The organism is Fructilactobacillus florum DSM 22689 = JCM 16035 (genome assembly GCF_001436645.1).
Taxonomy (GTDB): Bacteria; Bacillota; Bacilli; order Lactobacillales; family Lactobacillaceae; genus Fructilactobacillus; species Fructilactobacillus florum.
Window position 1 is genome coordinate 45519 of the sequence record NZ_AYZI01000004.1, and the last position, 19196, is coordinate 64714.

The 19196-nt window shown below is 43.1% G+C and carries 18 protein-coding genes; 17 read left to right on the top strand and 1 reads right to left on the bottom strand.

What is annotated here, in order from left to right:
* The first annotated feature begins 3 nt into the window (after nt 1-3).
* Entirely contained in the window at nt 4-2271 is a 2268-nt protein-coding gene (locus FC87_RS03085; protein ID WP_056961601.1) for an FtsK/SpoIIIE family DNA translocase, read from the top strand.
* 41 nt (nt 2272-2312) lie between these two features.
* On the opposite strand, the gene FC87_RS06830 is transcribed toward FC87_RS03085, so the two are convergent.
* Nucleotides 2313-2435, bottom strand: a complete 123-nt coding sequence (locus FC87_RS06830; protein WP_009167182.1) for a DUF4044 domain-containing protein — start codon at nt 2433-2435, stop codon at nt 2313-2315.
* Between the two features lie 101 nt (nt 2436-2536).
* Here FC87_RS06830 and FC87_RS03090 point away from each other — a divergent pair, with 101 nt between their 5' ends.
* From FC87_RS03090 to ileS, 16 genes are all read left to right on the top strand, one after another.
* The gene (locus FC87_RS03090; RefSeq protein ID WP_054690613.1) at nt 2537-2935 is read left to right on the top strand and encodes a DUF3397 family protein; all 399 of its coding nucleotides are present in this window, start codon (nt 2537-2539) and stop codon (nt 2933-2935) included.
* A 123-nt stretch (nt 2936-3058) separates the two neighbouring features.
* Nucleotides 3059-3484, top strand: a complete 426-nt coding sequence (mraZ, locus tag FC87_RS03095) for a division/cell wall cluster transcriptional repressor MraZ (protein WP_009167180.1) — start codon at nt 3059-3061, stop codon at nt 3482-3484.
* Nucleotides 3485-3504: 20 nt separating this feature from the next.
* Entirely contained in the window at nt 3505-4443 is a 939-nt protein-coding gene (gene rsmH / locus FC87_RS03100) for a 16S rRNA (cytosine(1402)-N(4))-methyltransferase RsmH (protein ID WP_054690614.1), read from the top strand.
* Between the two features lie 18 nt (nt 4444-4461).
* Nucleotides 4462-4833, top strand: coding sequence for a hypothetical protein (locus FC87_RS03105; protein ID WP_054690617.1), 372 nt, complete (start codon nt 4462-4464; stop codon nt 4831-4833).
* Nucleotides 4830-6974 carry a penicillin-binding transpeptidase domain-containing protein gene (locus FC87_RS03110; RefSeq protein ID WP_054690618.1) on the top strand — a complete coding sequence of 715 codons (2145 nt, stop codon included), beginning with the start codon at nt 4830-4832 and terminating at the stop codon, nt 6972-6974. Before FC87_RS03105 ends, FC87_RS03110 begins: the two co-directional genes overlap by 4 nt.
* Nucleotides 6975-7006: 32 nt before the next feature.
* Entirely contained in the window at nt 7007-7966 is a 960-nt protein-coding gene (gene mraY / locus FC87_RS03115; RefSeq protein ID WP_056961603.1) for a phospho-N-acetylmuramoyl-pentapeptide-transferase, read from the top strand.
* A gap of 19 nt (nt 7967-7985) precedes the next feature.
* Nucleotides 7986-9359: a UDP-N-acetylmuramoyl-L-alanine--D-glutamate ligase gene (gene murD / locus FC87_RS03120; protein WP_056961605.1), complete on the top strand. Its 1374-nt coding sequence runs from the start codon at nt 7986-7988 to the stop codon at nt 9357-9359.
* 4 nt (nt 9360-9363) lie between these two features.
* Nucleotides 9364-10479: an undecaprenyldiphospho-muramoylpentapeptide beta-N-acetylglucosaminyltransferase gene (murG, locus tag FC87_RS03125; RefSeq protein WP_056961607.1), complete on the top strand. Its 1116-nt coding sequence runs from the start codon at nt 9364-9366 to the stop codon at nt 10477-10479.
* Nucleotides 10480-10488: 9 nt separating this feature from the next.
* Entirely contained in the window at nt 10489-11301 is an 813-nt protein-coding gene (locus FC87_RS03130) for a cell division protein FtsQ/DivIB (RefSeq protein ID WP_056961609.1), read from the top strand.
* 97 nt (nt 11302-11398) lie between these two features.
* Nucleotides 11399-12742 carry a cell division protein FtsA gene (gene ftsA, locus FC87_RS03135; protein ID WP_009167173.1) on the top strand — a complete coding sequence of 448 codons (1344 nt, stop codon included), beginning with the start codon at nt 11399-11401 and terminating at the stop codon, nt 12740-12742.
* A 17-nt stretch (nt 12743-12759) separates the two neighbouring features.
* Nucleotides 12760-14007, top strand: coding sequence for a cell division protein FtsZ (ftsZ, locus tag FC87_RS03140; protein ID WP_009167172.1), 1248 nt, complete (start codon nt 12760-12762; stop codon nt 14005-14007).
* A gap of 14 nt (nt 14008-14021) precedes the next feature.
* On the top strand, nt 14022-14432 hold the full coding sequence (locus FC87_RS03145) for a cell division protein SepF (RefSeq protein ID WP_009167171.1): 411 nt from the start codon (nt 14022-14024) through the stop codon (nt 14430-14432).
* Nucleotides 14432-14713 (top strand): YggT family protein, encoded by a 282-nt coding sequence (locus FC87_RS03150; protein WP_009167170.1) that lies wholly within the window; start codon nt 14432-14434, stop codon nt 14711-14713. Before FC87_RS03145 ends, FC87_RS03150 begins: the two co-directional genes overlap by 1 nt.
* Nucleotides 14713-15504, top strand: a complete 792-nt coding sequence (locus tag FC87_RS03155; RefSeq protein ID WP_054690622.1) for a YlmH family RNA-binding protein — start codon at nt 14713-14715, stop codon at nt 15502-15504. Before FC87_RS03150 ends, FC87_RS03155 begins: the two co-directional genes overlap by 1 nt.
* 12 nt (nt 15505-15516) lie before the next feature.
* Complete coding sequence (locus tag FC87_RS03160) at nt 15517-16185, top strand: DivIVA domain-containing protein (RefSeq protein ID WP_056961611.1); 669 nt, start codon at nt 15517-15519, stop codon at nt 16183-16185.
* 200 nt (nt 16186-16385) lie between these two features.
* The gene (gene ileS, locus FC87_RS03165; RefSeq protein ID WP_056961613.1) at nt 16386-19187 is read left to right on the top strand and encodes an isoleucine--tRNA ligase; all 2802 of its coding nucleotides are present in this window, start codon (nt 16386-16388) and stop codon (nt 19185-19187) included.
* The last annotated feature ends 9 nt before the right edge of the window (nt 19188-19196 follow it).

Here is a 19196-nt window from a genome sequence, read left to right on the forward strand (position 1 = left end):
TTTGTGGCTCGAAAACAAGGAACGAAGCGAAAACCAGCAGCTACTCGGCGTCCACGAAAAAAGCCAGCCAGCAAGCCGTCTCGGGTACATTGGGATCATTGGTGGCGAAAACATTGGCAGGTTTGCATAGGATTTTTATTGGGTGGAAGTTCGCTACTGGGAATTTTTAAACTTGGAATTGTAGGGGTTGGTACGGCAAATTTGATGCGGCTTCTGCTTGGAAATATCTATCTAGCTGGTCTATTGGGATTGTTATTGATAGGTGGCTGGCTAATTGTAGGACATCCTGCGATTAAAATTGCAATTCATTACTGGATTGGGTTATCGCTAAGTGTCTTGGGCTGGTTGCTCTTTGCTGCAGTTTTGATGTTTAACGAGGTGGAGCAACGCCCCCAATTTTTGCGAATTGTGTGGGAAACTTGGCAACAGCAATTTCAAAGTGGACAGATCACCGCTGATATGGGTGGTGGGATACTTGGAGCCACACTGGCAGCCGGCTTAGTACCGCTCATTTCCAGCATTGGTTGCTTATTTTTGGGAATTTTTTTGGTTGGGAGTGGGATTCTTATTTTCTTCGATGTCCCCTTACTTGCTTGTAGCCGTTTTTTGGTTCAATTAGTGAGTCAAACGTGGCATCGTTTAAATAATGATTGGCACCAGCACCAGCGTAATATTCGCATGCGAAAAGCAGAGGTTGTTGAGCAACCCCCACGTACTAAACAGTCATACACTCCAAAGCCTACTGAGCAAGCGCAGTCCGCAGAGCCGCAGCCAGTCATCCACCGAGCTTCGCCAACTGATGATGTTGATGAACCAGACTTTGTCCAGCATCCGCAAGTGCAGGGTGATTATCAGCTGCCGACAACGGATTTACTAACTAAGTTGGCTCCAACTGACCAAAGTCAAGAAGACCATGATATTGATAAAAATACTGAGATTTTAAAACAGACGCTCCAAAGCTTCGGTGTTGATGCTCAGGTTAAAAATGTGAGCTTAGGTCCATCGGTGACAGAGTACGAAATCCATCCAGCAATTGGGGTTAAGGTTAGTAAAATTGTAAACCTCAGTGATGATTTGGCACTTGCGCTGGCCGCAAAGGATATTCGAATTGAAGCACCAATTCCAGGTAAATCATTGATTGGAATTGAAGTTCCCAATAAAGAGATTGCGACGGTATCATTCCGTGATGTGTTTGAACATCAGGGACAAGCAGCCTGGGAGCAACTTTTGAGTGTTCCACTTGGTAAGGATGTTAATGGAAATGTGCAAACCTGTGATTTAACTAAAATGCCACATCTATTAATCGCAGGTTCAACTGGGAGTGGGAAATCGGTCGCAATCAACGGCTTTTTGACTAGTATTTTACTGAAAGCCGCTCCTTCGCAGGTAAAACTAATGCTGATTGATCCTAAAAAGGTGGAACTAGGAGTTTATAATGGAATTCCTCATCTTTTAAGTCCAGTGGTTTCGGATCCAAAAAAGGCAGCACGTGCTTTGAACAAGGTTGTTGCGGAAATGGAAAAACGATACGAACTGTTTGCGAAAACCGGTCAGCGAAAAATCAGTACTTACAATCAATTTATTAGAGAAAAAAATGAAAAAGAGCAAACTACAGTTCCTCAACTTCCTTACATTGTAGTGGTAGTTGATGAATTAGCTGATTTAATGATGACCGTTTCCAATGAGGTTGAAACAGCGATTATTAGATTGGCACAGATGGGACGAGCGGCAGGCGTGCATATGATTTTGGCCACCCAACGTCCGTCGGTTGATGTCATTACTGGTCTCATTAAAGCCAACGTTCCTTCCAGAATTGCATTTGCGGTTTCTAGCGGAACGGACTCGCGGACCATTTTGGATGCCAATGGTGCTGAGAAACTGTTGGGACGTGGAGATATGCTTTATCAACCAATTGATCAGAATAAACCAGTTCGAATTCAAGGATCCTTCATCAGTGATCAGGATGTTGAAGCCGTAGTTAAGTTTGTTCGTGAGCAGGCTGACCCAGATTATGATGAAGAGATGGTTGTTAGTGATGCTGAACTAGAAGCTGAGGATGAAGCTGCCGACCAAGATCCATTATTTGCAGAAGCGCTTGCATTCGTGGTTTCAGAGCGCAAAGCAAGTACCTCGATGTTGCAACGTCGTTTTCGGATTGGGTATAATCGGGCAGCTCGAATTATTGATGAGTTGGAGCAGCGGGGCTATATCGGAGCGCAACACGGTAGTACTCCGCGAACGGTTTATAAACAGCCTGATGATCAATCATAGCTACAAAAAAAGAAAGGTTTGCGAGGCAACCTTTCTTTTGATTACATACCGCCTAATAATGGAACTACCGCACCAAAGACGACCCCTGCTAGAGTAACGATAATCATGACCCATACAAAGATGAACAGGATTTTTTGGAAGGTAGATCGATCTTTCCATTTCATTCTAAACTACACCGCTTTCTGCTTTACATGGTATTTATTTCAGTGTAACCGTGACATTCTGACTTTGCAAATTTTGTTTAAATGATGGAGGGGTACTTTCAATGGGAACCGTTAAAATTCCAACGACGATCATCGCCTTATTGCAGCAGCAATTGTGGCCGTTAGTATTGTTTGCTGGAGGTGGAGTACTGCTGAGCATTTGGCGACGGCTACCATTTTCACCACAGCTAAAACGACTCCGCGTCCTTGATTTCTGGATTTTTCCAGCTAGTTGGTTGGTGCACGTCACGACGTTACAAGCAACCGGAGCCTCGTTGCTGCCGATCCTGTTTTGTGGATGGTTTGTGATAGGTTTAGCTTGGTTAAGTTGGCTTTGGTTCGTTGATGGAGAAGTCGTGATGACGCGATTTTGGTTTTTGTTTTGGAGATTTGGAGATTTATACTGGTTATTTTGGTATTTTATTTGTTTAGGTGGAGCGTTGCTAATCCGCATTAAATAAAGCTTTCTTAAAGTTTTTTTTAAGGAAGCTTTATTTTTGTGGAGTAAAAATGGAATTAAGTGGTTGAAAGTGGTGCTTTGTGGTAGACTAAAATTAACCGATCAGAAAGCGGGGTGATTTGCAGTGTTTTTTGGTGAATATCGTCACAATATTGATACAAAAGGCCGGCTTATTATCCCTGCTAAATTTAGAAATCAGCTCAAACAACATTTTATGATTACTCGGGGACTAGATGGATGCTTGTTTGGATATACAGCAAGTCAGTGGGAGCAAGTCCAAACCGAGGTTGATCAGTTGCCCTTTAATAAAAGCGCAGCGCGCAAGTTTTCCCGGCTGTTTTTCTCAGCTGCGACTGAGTGTGAACTCGATAAACAAGGACGGGTTAACTTGCCTGAGCCGCTACGAGCATATGCATCCCTCACTAAGCAATGTGTGCTTACTGGTGTTTCCAGCCGTTTTGAAATTTGGGACGCCGCTCGCTGGCAGAAATATAACGAACAAGCTCAAACAGAATTTAATGATATTGCGGAAGATTTGCTGGATTTTTAACGGAAAGGTAGGTGAGATTGATGACGGAGTTTAAACACCAAACGGTTCTATTAACCGAGGCGGTTGATGAGTTGTCAATCAATCCGGCCGGTATTTATGTAGATTGTACTCTCGGAGGTGGCGGTCATAGTCGCCGCATTGCTGAGCGCTTAGAAACAGGTCACTTATTTGCGTTTGATCAGGATGAAGCGGCAATCACTTACAACCAAAGCGAGTTAGCTGATCAAAAGCAAAAGATTACCTTTTTACATGAAAATTTTCGAAATCTAACGAAAGCACTGCAGGAGCAGGGAATTAGTGAGGTTGATGGGATTGTCTATGATTTGGGGGTTTCTTCTCCACAATTAGACGAGGGGGCGCGCGGGTTTAGCTATCAGCAGGCTGCGCGCTTAGATATGCGAATGGACCGCCGTCAACATTTGGATGCTTGGGAAGTCATTAATCATTATTCATACCAGCAACTAGTGCGAATCTTTTATCGTTATGGGGAAGAAAAGTTTGCAAAGCCGATTGCCCGCAGAATCGAACAAATTCGAACTGAGCATCCGATTGATACGACGACGGAGCTTGCAGACATTGTTAAAAGCGGGATTCCAGCCGCAGCTCGCCGTCATGGCGGTAATCCAGCGAAGCGGGTGTTTCAAGCGGTTCGGATTGCAGTTAATGATGAGTTAGGGGCTTTAGAAAGTTCCTTAGAACAGGCGTTGCAATTATTAAAGTTGCATGGACGCTTGAGTGTAATCACGTTTCAGTCACTAGAAGACCGATTGGTAAAGGGGATCTTTCGAGAAAAGACCACCATACCAGATTTACCAGCTAATCTACCGGTGATTCCGCCGGAATTGATGCCAAATTTTAAGTTGCCGCAGAAAAAACCAATTTTGCCGAGTCAAGTTGAACTGGATAATAATCACCGCGCTCATAGTGCACGGTTGCGGGTCATTGAAAGAATCAAATGATGGTAGGGGGATGCGATCATGATGCAAGATGAATTAGTACGAAAAAGAAATTATGAAGTAACGACGCCGACACCACAGTTGACACCAACGCCAACACGGCAGCCGGTGGTTAACTCACGATTACGTTTATCAGGTTTTGAGAAAACACTGATGGTTACTGGGGTTGTTCTCATTGTTGCGCTCATGGTTTCAATCGTGAATACTAAATTTGAAATTGGTCGCTCCCAACGAAAGTTGCAAGACACTACTTCACAAACCACTGAATTGAAAACGCATAATCAAAATTTGAAACAGGAGCTGGACAGTAACGAAAACGATGCCATTGCGAATATGGTTAAGCAAGACCAACTTTCCATTAACAATGGGCAAGTAAGGGATGTTACGCGATGAATGAACGTCAAAAGATTCAGCAATCAGATAAAGCAGCAAAATCACGTCGAAATTTTGGACGGATTCTGTTGCTTTTTGTCGTTATTGTGTTTGGGTTGATAATTGTATCATTTGCACAAAAGGCAATTTTTAAAACAGCGAATCATGTTAACCTTTCTCGCCAAACTCAGCATTTATATAACAAAACTAGTATCATTAAGGCTCGTCGTGGTAGCATTTACGACGACAAGCAGCAACCATTGGCGGAGGACACTAACACCTATTCGATGTACGCTGTTCTTGACCGAAGTCAGGTTACGGATCGTAAACGTCCAGCGTATGTTCAAGATAAACGCAAAACAGCCCAAGTACTGTCTCAAAATCTCCCAATTTCAGAACAGCGAGCCTATCAGGTTCTAACGGAACATCCGCGCGCCTTTCAAGTTGAATTTGGAAACGCAGGTAATAACATTCCGTTGGCGGTTAAACAAAAGATCGAGAGTCATCGGCTACCGGGGTTAATGTTTATTCCACAGCAAGCGCGTCTCTATCCAAATGGAGTTTTTGCTTCCCACGTTGTTGGGCTGGCTTCCTCAACAACCGATCCAAAAACGAAGCAACCGATGTTGGTTGGTCAAATGGGGATTGAAAAAACCTTCAATGCGGAATTGACCGGTAGAAATGGGCTGAAAAAAAGCCAACATGATAACTATGGTTATCAAATTCCTTCCGAAAAAGGAACAGAGTTACAAGCCCGAAATGGTGACAATGTTCATACTAATATTAACTCCAGCTTAGAGTTGCTGTTGGAGAATCAGATGAACAAGGTTGATGCGGAGGTACATCCGAAAGTTTTGAACGCCATGTTGATGGATGCCAAGACTGGCAAAATTGTGGCAGCAGCGCAACGGCCATCATTTAATCCAACTACTGGAACGGGATTGGACAATGTGTGGCGGGACACTTTGACACAAGATCTTTATGAACCAGGTTCGACCATGAAAATCTTTACAATGGCGGCCTCGATCGATAGTGGAAACTACCGGGGATCTGATTTATACCAGTCGGGAATTTATAAGATTGGTAATCAAATTGTGCCAGATTGGAATCGCAATGGCTGGGGTGATATTTCTTATGACAAGGGTTTTGCACTTTCAAGTAACGTGGCGATGGCTCATTTAGAAGAAAATATGGGACCAAAAACCTGGAATAATTACATCCAACGGTTTCAACTCCTGAAGAACAATGCCTCAAATTTTGATCAACAACCGACTGGAAGCATGCAATTTCAACAACCGATTGAGCAGGCTAATACAGCCTTTGGACAAGGAATTTCCGTTACTGCCCTCCAAATGTTGCAAGGCTTTAGTGCGATTGCCAACGATGGAGAGATGTTGAAGCCCCAGATGATTAATCGGGTAACCACGGCAGATAATCAACATACGGTTAAAAATTATGGAAAAACAGTTGTCGGTCATCCGATTAGTGCAAAAACGGCTGCTGCCGTGCGAAAGCACATGGAAGACGTCGTTTATAAGCCATATGGGATTGGGCAGGATTTCCAGATCCCTGGGTATCGAGTGGCTGCAAAAACTGGAACCGCTCAAATTTCTGATGGCAGCGGTCAATATGAAAATGGTGCTGACAGTTATCTGTACTCTGTTGCAGGAATGGCTCCAGCAAAGCATCCGCGTTATGTCATGTATGTCACAATGAAGCAGCCTCAGCTGGCAACTCAGCCGGCCACGAAGGTGTTGGCAGAGATTTTCAACCCGGTAATGCAACAAGCACTTTCAGTTTCTAAAGGACGCCCCGAACAGGTTCGGATTCCCAATTTAGTCGGAAAAAGTCCGATGGATGCCCAGCAACTATTGAATCAAAAACAAATGGCAAGCGTTGTGATTGGAACCGGTCATGCAATCACGAAACAGAGTCCGGCAGCAGCAGCGCCAAAGGATCTTGCGAGCCGAATTATTTTAATGACAGACGGCCCTATGACCATGCCTGATTTAAACGGCTGGAGTCGTGATGATCTCAATGATCTTGCTCGATTAGTAAATATCAAAATCAATTTTACTGGTGATGGGCACGTGAGTGACCAAAGTATTAAGCCAGGTCAGCAATTTGATGAGAAAAGTACTCTAGATGTTAGTTTGAAATAGCAGCTGGACTCCTAATAGTGAAAGGAAGCGAAATGATGAGTTGGATGATCCCTTTTTTAGCAACATTTTTGATCACAGCTGGATGTACCCCGCTGTTAATTACCTATTTCCGCGCAAAACATGAGGGACAAATGATCCGAGAGGAAGGTCCTAGTTGGCATGAAAGTAAGAGTGGAACGCCGACTATGGGAGGGCTGATGTTCATCATTGCCATTCTGATTGTTGACCTGATTACTGGCTTTGCGATGCAACTATTTGACTCCACGCTCCTAATTCTTCTGTTCGTAATGGTGTTTTATGGTCTGATTGGCATGTGGGATGACAGTATTAAACTGTTTAAACGTCAAAATGAAGGCTTTAAGGCATGGCAAAAATTTGCACTACAAGTACTAGGTTCATTGGTCTTTGCGGCGGTTTATTACTTCAATGGCTTTCCGATGTCACTTCGGTTTTTCGGATTGGGTGAACTACCACTTGGTCCCTTATACATCATCTTCATTGTCATTTGGCTGACCGGTTTTTCCAATGCAGTTAATCTGACGGATGGGTTGGACGGCTTGGTTAGCGGTTTGGCTGCGATTGCCTTTGGAGCTTACGCAGTGATTGCTAACGCACAACAGCAGTATGCGGTCATGTTATTTTGTGTTTCAGTGGTAGGCGCTTTACTAGCCTTTCTCCTGTATAACCACAAGCCGGCTAAAATTTTTATGGGTGATATGGGTTCTTTGGCGCTGGGAGGCTCCCTTGCAGCAGTATCAATCTTATTGCACCAAGAATTGTCTTTGTTGTGGATTGGACTAATCTTTGTGGTAGAAACACTTAGCGTGATCTTGCAAGTAGCATCGTTTCGCCTAACTGGCAAACGAATTTTTAAAATGACCCCCATTCACCATACGTTTGAAATGATGGGCTGGGGTGAATGGAAAATTGATTTTGTTTTCTGGCTGGTTGGCTTGTTTACGGCGCTAACAGGTGTGTTAATCATAATTTAAAAGAGTGGAGTTCAGTGTGATGAAACAGATTAATGCTTATCAAAATAAAAGGGTTTTGGTGTTTGGGGCCGGAATGAGCGGGGTAAATGCGGCTAAGTTACTAGTGAAACTAGGCGCCCAGGTAACTTTAACTGATCAAAAGCCTGCAAATGAAATCCCTGAAGTAGTAGCACTCCAACAACTAGGGGTTAAAATTGTTGCTGGTTCATCCCCAGTGAGCCTGGTTGCCAACCTTGACTTAATGGTGAAAAACCCTGGAATTCCTTACGACGTACCCTTGGTTCAAGCTGCACAAGAACAACAAATTCCCATTATTTGTGAAGTGGAGTTAGCCTATGAAATTTCTGCTGCTCCTGTGATTGGGGTCACTGGGAGTAATGGGAAAACGACTACGACCACTTTAATTGCTGAGATGTTAAATGCTGATAAGCACCACGGACATGCTTATGTGGCCGGTAATATTGGTGTGCCGGCGACTAAAATTGCCGAAAAAGTTACCGCAGAGGATCAGCTTGTGATGGAATTGTCGAGCTTTATGCTGTTAGGCATTACTAAACTACATCCGCACATTGCGGTAATTACAAACATCTTTTCTAATCATCTTGATTATCATAAAACCCGCGAAAATTACGTCAATGCTAAGTTGCAAATTACTAAGAATCAAACGCAATCCGACTATTTAGTGATTAACTTTGAGAAAAAAGAATGGAGCCAGTTGAGTCAACAAAGTCAAGCACAGGTTGTTCCGGTTTCCGTTTCAGGTCGGTATGAGGACGGTGCTTATCAAAAACAGGGTGGCTTGTATTTTCGAGATGAGTATCTGTTAGATGCCGATGAGGTTCGCCTTCCTGGTCAATACAATTTAGAAAACGCTCTAGCTGCGATTGCAGCAGCAAAATTAGCCGGAGTAGAAAATGCTGCGATTGTAAAGGTGCTCCGTACTTTTGGCGGGGTTCGTCATCGAAATCAATATGTTTTAACGGCTCAGCAGCGGATGTTTTACAACGATTCTAAGGCAACCGATATTGAAGCAACGGAGATGGCACTGTCGAGCTTTAAAAAGCCCGTGGTGTTGATCGCTGGTGGCTTGGATCGAGGCTATACGTTTGAAAAGTTAGAACCAGCTTTGCGCCAGCACGTGGTAGCCATGGTTGTTTTTGGCGAAACCGCGGAACTGTTGGCCACGGCAGGGCAACATGCCCAAGTAGGTCATATTAAGCACGTTGCTAATCTTGATGAAGCAGTTGTAAAGGCCTATGAACTAAGCAAGCCGGGAGAGATTATTTTATTATCACCGGCGAGTGCCAGTTGGGATCAGTTTACTAATTTTGAAGAGCGTGGGAATCGATTTGTTGCGGATGTTTCCAAGTTAACAGGGAAAAAGGAGGAGTAGACAGATGAAAATGGTTGTTTCCGGCGGCGGGACCGGTGGGCATATTTACCCCGCCTTAGCATTGGTTGAAGCATTGCAATCACGCGACCCACAAGCTGAAATCTTATATGTTGGTTCGCAACGGGGGCTTGAAAAGGGGATTGTTACAAAAAAGGGCTTAAAATTTGAAGCATTAAAGATCCAAGGCTTCCGACGTAAACTTTTTTCTTTATATAACTTTGAAACTGTACATCTTTTTTTAAAGAGTGTTCGACAGTCTAAACAAATCTTACGCAGTTTTCAACCGGATGTTGTCGTTGGCACCGGTGGTTATGTCTCTGGAGCCGTTCTGTATGCAGCTGCTAAACTAGGAATTCCAACGGTTATTCATGAACAAAACAGTGTAGTGGGTTGGACCAATAAATTTTTGAGTCGCTATGTTGATAAAATTGCGATTGCCTTTGACGAGGCGCGGTCACAATTTCCTGCTAACAAGGTGGTTTTTACTGGTAACCCGCGCGCTCAGCAGGTGGCAAATGTACGTAGTGATTTTAAATGGTCCCAGCTTGGGTTGCATGATCAGCAACCTACGGTATTAATTTTTGGAGGGAGTCAGGGAGCTTTAAAGTTGAATCAGGCAAGTGTTGCAGCACTTCCAGCCTTTAAAACAAAAGCCTACCAAGTGGTTTTTGTAACGGGGAAGGGAAGATATGATGATGTGATGCAGCAGGTTGATGCTAGTGCAATTGGTAAAAATGTTAAAATCTTACCTTACATTAATAACATGCCAGAAGTGTTGCCAAAAGTTGCTTTGATCGTAGGCCGAGCAGGAGCAACTAGTTTAGCTGAAATTACAGCGCTCGGGATTCCGTCAATTTTGGTTCCGAGCCCCTACGTTACGGCTGATCACCAAACGAAAAATGCCATGAGTTTAGTGAAAAATCGGGCTGCTATTCTGGAAACGGAAACAGATTTATCGGGGAAGTCGTTGGTGACTAAGATTGATTTATTGATGGATGATGAACCTCGACGAGCTGCGATGGCCCAAAATGCTAGGGGACTAGGAGTAGTTGACGCAGCTGACCGATTGCTAGCGGTTTGCGATGCAGCAATCGCAAATCATCAGGTTCATAATAACTAGGTGAGCGACATGAAGGAAAAACGGGGGTTACCTCCTGCTACTGATGGGGGCAATCATTGGGAAAAATATGAGAAACAAAAAAAGCACCGATACAGTCGACGGCGTCCAGGGCGTCAAATCAGACAGCTACAAAAAGAACGGCACCGTAAAAACCGCTTATTTGTCCTACCGGCTTGGATTGCGTTATTGCTGGGAAGTCTAATCAGTGCCTATTTTGCGTCGCCACTGAGTCGAATTGAAACCATTAGATTGGTTGCACCTGCTAAGCAAACGGAACTCCGTCAACATGTTCCCTTTCAAACCGGAGATACGTTAGTTGTGTTTATGCAACGTAAGGGGCAAACGGTCAAGAAGCTGCAGCGTGCCGATCCCCAGGTTGATCACGTACAAGTTGACCGAAGAAATTGGAATCATATCCAGATTAAGGTGAGTTTATTCCCGATTGTCGCCATGGTTAATCATCATCAGCGACCCTTTCCGGTGTATAGTAATGGCAAGATTGGGGATGCTCCAATTTCCAAACAAGCACAGCAACCCCAACTACGCTTGGATGGTTTGCAAAACCCCGGCCAGATTGCAGAGTTGATTGGTGCAATTCAGCACCTCAATCCTAAATTGCAACGGCAAATTGTAGCTGTGAAGAATCGAGCTACTCGTGATAACCCGCAACGAGTTGAACTGCTGATGGATGACGGTAATGAAGTGGTGCTTGGAATTAATCAAATCAAGGAAAAAATGCCGTATTATCCAGACCTGAAGACAAATTTGAAACAAAAAAGCAGGATTAATTTAGAGTTTAATCCGTATTCGCAACCAATTTAATCTGCTTACTTTTTAAATTTTTTGTTTGTATGGTAAAATTATACTTAATTATAGTAACGAAGCATTATTAAATGAGGGATTAGGAGGTTCCATTCTTATGAAAGAATCTGATATCTGTGTCGGTCTAGACATTGGAACCACTTCGATAAAAGTGATTGTTGCTCAACAAGTTGATGGTCAGACTAACATTATTGGTGTTGGTAATGAAGTTTCTGCCGGAGTTAGTCGCGGAATAATTGTTGATATTGATAAGGCGGCGGCTGCGATCAAAAAAACAATTGCTCAAGCTGAAACGAAATCAAGTGTTGAAATTTCTCGAGTGATTGTTGGCTTACCTGCCGATATGATTAGTATTGACCGCTGTTCTGGAATGATCAGTTTGGATGATAATTCACAAGAAATCAGTGATGCAGAGGTCGTTCAAGTCACCCAAGCTGCCATTGCTAGTAACATTCCTCCAGAACGTGAAGTTATTGATTTGATTCCAGAAGAGTTTAAAATTGACCAGTTTGATGGCATTCCTGACCCTCGTGGAATGGTGGGATCACATCTAGAGTTGAAAGGTCGCATCATTACAGGTCCAAAGACCCTGATTCATAATGTCCGAAAAGCGGTTGAACGGGCTGGACTTGCGATTGACTTGTTGTTGGTTAGTGCTGAGGCAGAGGGTCGCACCATTTTGAGTGATACCGAACAAGATTTTGGTACGATTATCATTAATCTGGGGGGCGGTCAATCGACCGCGTCAGTGGTTCATAATCACGAATTAAAATATGTTGATGTTGATCATGAAGGTGGACAATACATAACGAAGGATATTTCGTCTGTGCTGAACACCTCTCTTAAAGAAGCTGAAAACATTAAGCGCGAGTATGGTTTTGCAGATGTTGAGCAAGCTTCAACTGAAAATCAAATTCCGGTGGAAGTCGTGGGACAAAGCCAACCTGTTAAGGTTAGTGAGTCACTGTTAGCAGAAATTATTCAGGCTCGGCTTGATCAGATTTTTGGTCGTCTGAAGGATAAACTGCAGAGTGCTAATGCTTTAGAATTGCCAGGCGGGCTGGTTTTGACTGGTGGAGTAGCAGCGATGCAAGGCATCGCCGAGTTAGCGGCCAATACCTTTGGAATTAATGTTCGAATCTTTGTCCCCGATCAAATGGGGTTACGACATTCCTCCTTTGCAACCTCGCTAGCTCTGGTCAACTATGCAAATCAGCTAAGTGAAATTGAGCGGGTGATGCGAACAGCATTTGTAACCGATCAAGCAACTCCTAGCAACAACAAGACGAAGCTTGATTATATGGAGCCATCAACTCGTACCGCGCAGATTAAACAGCCTGAGCGAAGTGCGTCCCTGTTCTCGCGAAGGCAATCCAAAGGGGAACCGAAGAAGCCCAAAAAGAGTGGGTCAGGCTTCTCCTTGAAAAATTTCTTTGAATAACAATGGAGGTTAGCAAGATGGATTATGGAATGGATCAAACTACTGGCAAGGGCGCCAATATCAAAGTTATTGGTGTCGGTGGCGGTGGTGGCAACGCTGTTAATCGAATGATTGAAGACGGGGTTGAAGGTGTCGAGTTCATCGCAGTCAACACGGATGTGCAGGCCCTAAATGCCTCAAAGGCGGAAACCAAAATCAATCTTGGCCCAAAGCTGACTAAAGGTTTAGGGGCTGGTTCTAATCCAGAGGTCGGAGCCAAAGCTGCTGAGGAGAGTCAGGAGGATATCACCAATGCGCTTGATGGTGCTGACATGGTCTTTGTAACCGCTGGAATGGGCGGTGGAACTGGAAACGGGGCTGCACCAATTATTGCCAAAATTGCGAAGCAGTCAGGGGCTTTGACAGTGGCAGTTGTCACGAGACCATTTACTTTTGAAGGTCCGGCTCGTTCCCATAATGCTAGCGAAGGTTTAGCTGCATTGAAACAAAATGTTGATACTATGGTGGTTATTTCGAATAATCAGGTGTTAGAAATGGCCGACAAAAAGACTTCCTTCTTAGGAGCCTTGCACGATGCTGACAATGTCTTGCGTCAAGGAGTGCAGGGAATCTCTGATCTAATTACCCGACCAGGATATGTCAACCTGGACTTTGCTGATGTAACTACCATCATGAAAGACAAAGGAACGGCATTAATGGGGGTAGGTTCGGCGAGTGGCGAGAATCGCGCAGCTGAAGCCACTAAAAAAGCGATTAATTCGCCACTATTAGAAGTTTCTATTGATGGTGCCCGTCAGGTACTTTTAAACATCACTGGTGGTTCCGATTTAGGGATTTTTGAAGCTCAGGATGCAGCTAACATTATTCGTGATTCGACTTCGGAAGACACTAACATTATCTTTGGAACTTCGATTGATGAAAATATGGGGGACGAGATTCGCGTTTCTGTGATTGCAACGGGAATTGACAGTGAAAATCCCGAACTTGCTGATCAACCTGATCATGCGGCTTCAAAATCACAACAGTCCGGGCAAGTGGTCCAACCCCAGCGAACTGCTAATCAGATTGTATCGCCAACGAGAAATCCACAAGCTGCTGATGCTACGCAACAACAGCCCGTACAACCTGACCGACGTTTTCAAAATGTGGAAAAGCATGAGTTTGAACCGTTCAGTGCTACTTCAGCCGAGGAACAAGATGCTAGTCAGGACGACAAAAATGATGATATTCCCCCATTTAATTTCAAGTATCGGAATAACAAATAAGGAGGTAAGCAATCATGGCCAAGGGAATTTTTAACAGTTTTTTTGGTGGTATAGATGACGAAACTGAAGATTATCAGCCTAACCCAGCTGATAGTTCAGTTAAGCTGAATCCACGGAAGGTGTTGTCAATGAGTGATAAGCGTATTCCAGACAGTAAAATAAACATTGTTGAGCCACGAATTTTTGCTGATGCGAAAAACATTTCCAACAAATTGATGACAGGGAATGCCGTCTTAATTAAGATGGAAAATGTTGATAATGCTACGGTTCGCCGAATTGTTGATTTTTTAACCGGCACTATCTATGCCATCGATGGCAACTTGCAACAAATTGATGACAAAGTTTATCTTTGTGCCCCTAAAAATTTTGCCGTTGATGGGGATGTTAAACAGCAATTTTATGATCGAAATGAGAACAAAAACTAATGCTATCCACAATAATTGAAATGATTGCCAAACTCTTGAACGATGCGATTAATGTTTATGTATTTCTTATTATTATTGATGCACTAATGAGCTGGTTGCCGGGGGCTCCCAGTTCAAAATTGGGTCAGTTGATTACTCGTCTGGTAACGCCTTTCTTAAAATATTTTGAGTTTGCGCGTATTGGAATTATCGGATTTGGACCGATTTTAGCGGTCATTGCACTAGGTTTTATACAAATTGGAGTTAATGGAATCGCTAACTTTCTAATCACGATCTTCTAATGACAGCAAATGAAAGATTGCAGCAACACGTTCGACCGAGTGAGCGCTTCTTTTTACAAAAAGCAACTGATTGGGTGAGTCAAGCAGACCACGAGTATCGCCCCGTGCTAACTGATTTTTTGAATCGCCGGGAACGCTACCTAGTGCAAACCATTGTTAATCAGACACCGTCGCTGCAATTCGCCACTAATGGGGGTTTTGCTGATGCTGAGATGCAACGGGGACTGGTTTTTCCAGATTACTTTGTACCACAGCTGTCAGATTTTGAGTTACAGTTGATGGCAATTGACTATCCCATGCGGTTTGCAACGATCAAGCACTATCAAATTTTGGGAGCTCTCTTAGGTACCGGAGTTAAACGTGAAGTGCTAGGTGATGTAATCACAAATCAAAAACACTGGCAATTTTATTGTGAAGCTACCCTTGTTAAATATTTACAAAGTAATCTTACAAAAATTGGATCCACAACAGTTTCAGTATTACCAGTTTCAATGAGCAGTCAACTATTGCCGGAAGATGATTCCGTTCTTGTTCATCAAACCTTGCAGTCATTGCGAATCGATAATGTAATTGCAGCTGCTTTTCATATTTCCCGTCAGGTGGCTAATGATTTGGTGCGACACGGTCAGGTGCGCTTGAACTGGTTTACAGAAGAGCGCCCAGCGGAGTGGTTGACAGTCCAAGACTTGGTTTCGGTTCGTGGTCAGGGACGGTTTGTTTTACAAACAGAAGACGGTTTTTCAAAAAAGGGGAAAATCAAAGCCACTTTGGCGGTAATCAAACATAAATGATGGAGGCAGATCATGGTATTATCAGCAGCAGATATTCATAATAAAAAATTCTCGACCAAGATGCGCGGATATAATATTGATGAAGTTAATGACTTTTTGAATCAGATTATCAAGGATTACCAAATCCTGAAAGAAGAGAATGACCAACTAACAGCTAAATTAAAACAAAGCAGTGATGCGTTGTCTTATTATGATGATTTAAAGGGCTCTTTAAATCAGTCGATTTTAGTGGCACAAGAAGCTGCTGATAATGTCAAACAGACTGCTGATCATCAGGCGCAACAAACGATTGCGGCTGCGCAAAACAAGGCGGATGAATTACTTTCGGCTGCAACTCAACAAGCTAATCAGGTCTTAGCTGAGAGCTCAAAGAAGGCGGCTGCCGTTGTAGTTGCTACTAATGACTATCGGGATAGTATTAAGACTTTTCGGACTAAGATGATTGCGATGCTTCAGACTCAGTTAGAGTTTGCTAACCGTTCGGATTGGACGGAGCTATTAGAAGGTTCTGATTATCATCAATTCCAAGAGATTAATGATGCCGTTAAACAGCTTGACAGTTTGCGCTCAAACAGTGTAGAATCTGAAGGTAGTCAGTCGCTTCCTAAGCGAAAGCAACGATCGGAATATTCAGAACCGACAGTTTTGATTTTTCCAAACGGTGAGGTGCGACCCATTTAATAAAGATATCAAACTAACTGACTAACTTTTAGCGAGTTGGGGATGGTGAAAGCCCGATAGCATTAGTCAGTTGGCAAATCACTTTATTAACGATTTAAATACAACAAATGAAGAGAATCTTTGGATTCTGAATTTGGGTGGTACCACGAAGACTTCGTCCCTTGCTGACGAAGTTTTTTTGTTTACAAACGGAGGTTAATATGCGAGTTAAAGATACGCTAAATCTAGGAAAAACCAAGTTTAAAATGCGAGGTAATTTGCCGGTTAAAGAATTAGAACGGCAGCAGGAATGGGATGCAAATCAGTTGTACGAACAGCGACAAAAGTTGAATGAAGGAAAACCAACTTTTGTATTACATGATGGTCCCCCCTATGCTAATGGCGATATTCATATGGGTCATGCTTTAAATAAGATTACGAAAGATTTAATTGTTCGATATAAGTCAATGAGTGGTTATCGGGCTCCTTATGTTCCTGGTTGGGATACGCACGGACTTCCGATCGAACAGCAGTTAAAAAAGGCTGGTTATGACCGAAAGAAGATGGATACCAACGCTTTTCGCAAATTGTGTCATGACTATGCTTTAAAACAGGTTGATCGACAACGTGCCGAGTTCAAACGGTTGGGGGTTACTGGCGACTGGGATCATCCATATCTGACCTTACAACCAGAATATGAAGCTGCAGAAATCCGAGTATTTGGTAAGATGGCAGCTCAAGGTTTGATCTATAAAGGATTAAAGCCTGTAATTTGGTCATGGTCATCTGAATCGGCGCTAGCAGAAGCAGAGATTGAATATCATGATGTTGAATCACCATCAGCCTTTTTTGCAGAAAAGGTTTTGGATGGAAAGGGTGTCTTGGATGAACCAGATACTTACATGATTGTGTGGACCACTACTCCGTGGACGATTCCAGCTTCAGAAGGGGTAACCATCGCACCAGACTTTGAATATTCGGTGGTTCAACATGATGATGATCCCAACCGATATGTGTTGGCAACGGAGTTATTGCAAAAGGATGCAGAATTATTTGGTTGGAAAAACGTTCAAACCATTAAGACAGTTCCAGGAAGAGCGTTGGATCGTATAACGGCCTTACATCCTTTTGATGAAAACAAACAATTGGTGACCATGCTTGGTGATTTTGTTACGGCAGATGCTGGAACAGGGATGGTGCATACCGCTCCTGGATACGGTGAAGACGATTATCTAATCGGAAAACAATACGGATTACCGATTTTTGCGCCGGTCGACAATAAAGGTTACCTGACTAAAGCAGCTGGTCCTGATTTTGCTGGTGTTTTCTATGAAGATGCGAATCAAGTTGCACTCGATAAGCTAAAACAGCAAGGTCAATTGATTCATTACATGCCTTATAAGCATAGTTATCCATTTGATTGGCGCACCAAAAAACCGGTTATTTATCGAGCCACTCCGCAGTGGTTTGCGTCAGTTGATCAGATTCGTGATCAGATTTTAGCGGCCATTGAGACGGTTACTTTTCGTCCTAGTTGGGGGAAACAACGCCTTTATAATATGATTAGGGATCGTGGTGATTGGGTGATCTCTAGACAACGGGTCTGGGGTGTGCCACTTCCAATTTTTTACGCAGAAGATAAGACGCCGATCATGACTCCAGAAACCATTAACCACGTGGCAGACTTAATTGCTAAGCATGGTTCTGACATCTGGTTTGAAAAATCGGCCCAAGAATTATTGCCGGCTGGTTTTACTAGTCCGCATTCTCCAAATGGACATTTTACCAAAGAGACTGATATCATGGATGTTTGGTTTGACTCCGGTTCTTCGCACCAGGGGGTTTTAGCTCAGCGTCCAGAACTAAGCTACCCGGCTGATTTATATCTAGAAGGATCTGATCAATACCGGGGCTGGTTTAACTCGAGTTTGATTACCAGCGTCGCTTTTGCTAAACAAGCACCATACCGCCAACTTGTTTCTGAAGGATTTACGTTGGATGGACAAGGGCATAAGATGAGTAAATCGCTTGGAAATACGGTGGCACCAGCCGATGTTATCAAGCAAATGGGAGCAGACATTGTTCGCTTGTGGGTAACTAGTGTTGATACAGATTCAGATGTCCGAGTTTCTATGGAAAACTTTAAAAAAGTTAGCGATGGTTATAAAAAAATCAGAAATACGATTCGGTATCTGTTAGCCAATACCAGTGATTTTGAACCAGATGAAGACGCTGTCTCCTATGAACAGTTGAATCCAGTTGATCAGTTCATCATGATTAAATTAAATCAATTGATTACAGAAGTTCGAACGGCCTATGATCAGTATGATTTTATGACGGTTAATAAAAAGTTGTTTCAGTTTATTACAGGAGACCTCTCTGCGTTTTATTTGGATTTTGCTAAAGATATTCTGTATATCGATAGTGCAAATAGTCAGCGGCGTCGCTCAATGCAGACAGTTTTATATCAATCGCTAGTGGTGCTTACAAAATTGCTGACGCCAATTATTCCTCATACAACCGAAGAAATTTGGCAGTTTTTAGCTGAGCCAGCCTCTTATGTGCAATTGACAGAAATGCCAACGGCGGAACACTTTACTAATGAAGAAGAGTGTCTCGCACAATTTGATGAATTTTTAAAACTAAGAAAAGCTGTTTTAAAGGCGATGGAAAATGCGCGCAATGACAAAGTCATTGGAAAACCTTCTGAAGCTAAGTTGATTTTATATTTAACCGAAGCAGACCAACAGGCGTTATCTAACCTGAAAATTGATGTTGCTCAGATTCTGATGGTTTCGCAGTTAGTTATTAAACCAGTTGTTAGTGCGAATGAAGATGTAACTTCATTTGGAGATCGGCTAGCAATTGAGGTTCAGCATGCTGACGGGGAAACTTGCGAACGATGTCGTTTAATTAAAACCGACGTTGGTAGTGACCCTGATTATCCTGATTTTTGTGCTCGTTGTGCAAAGATTGTTCGCTCGAGTTATCCAGAAACTGCACAGCAGGGTTTTGATGAATAGAAAAGAGCG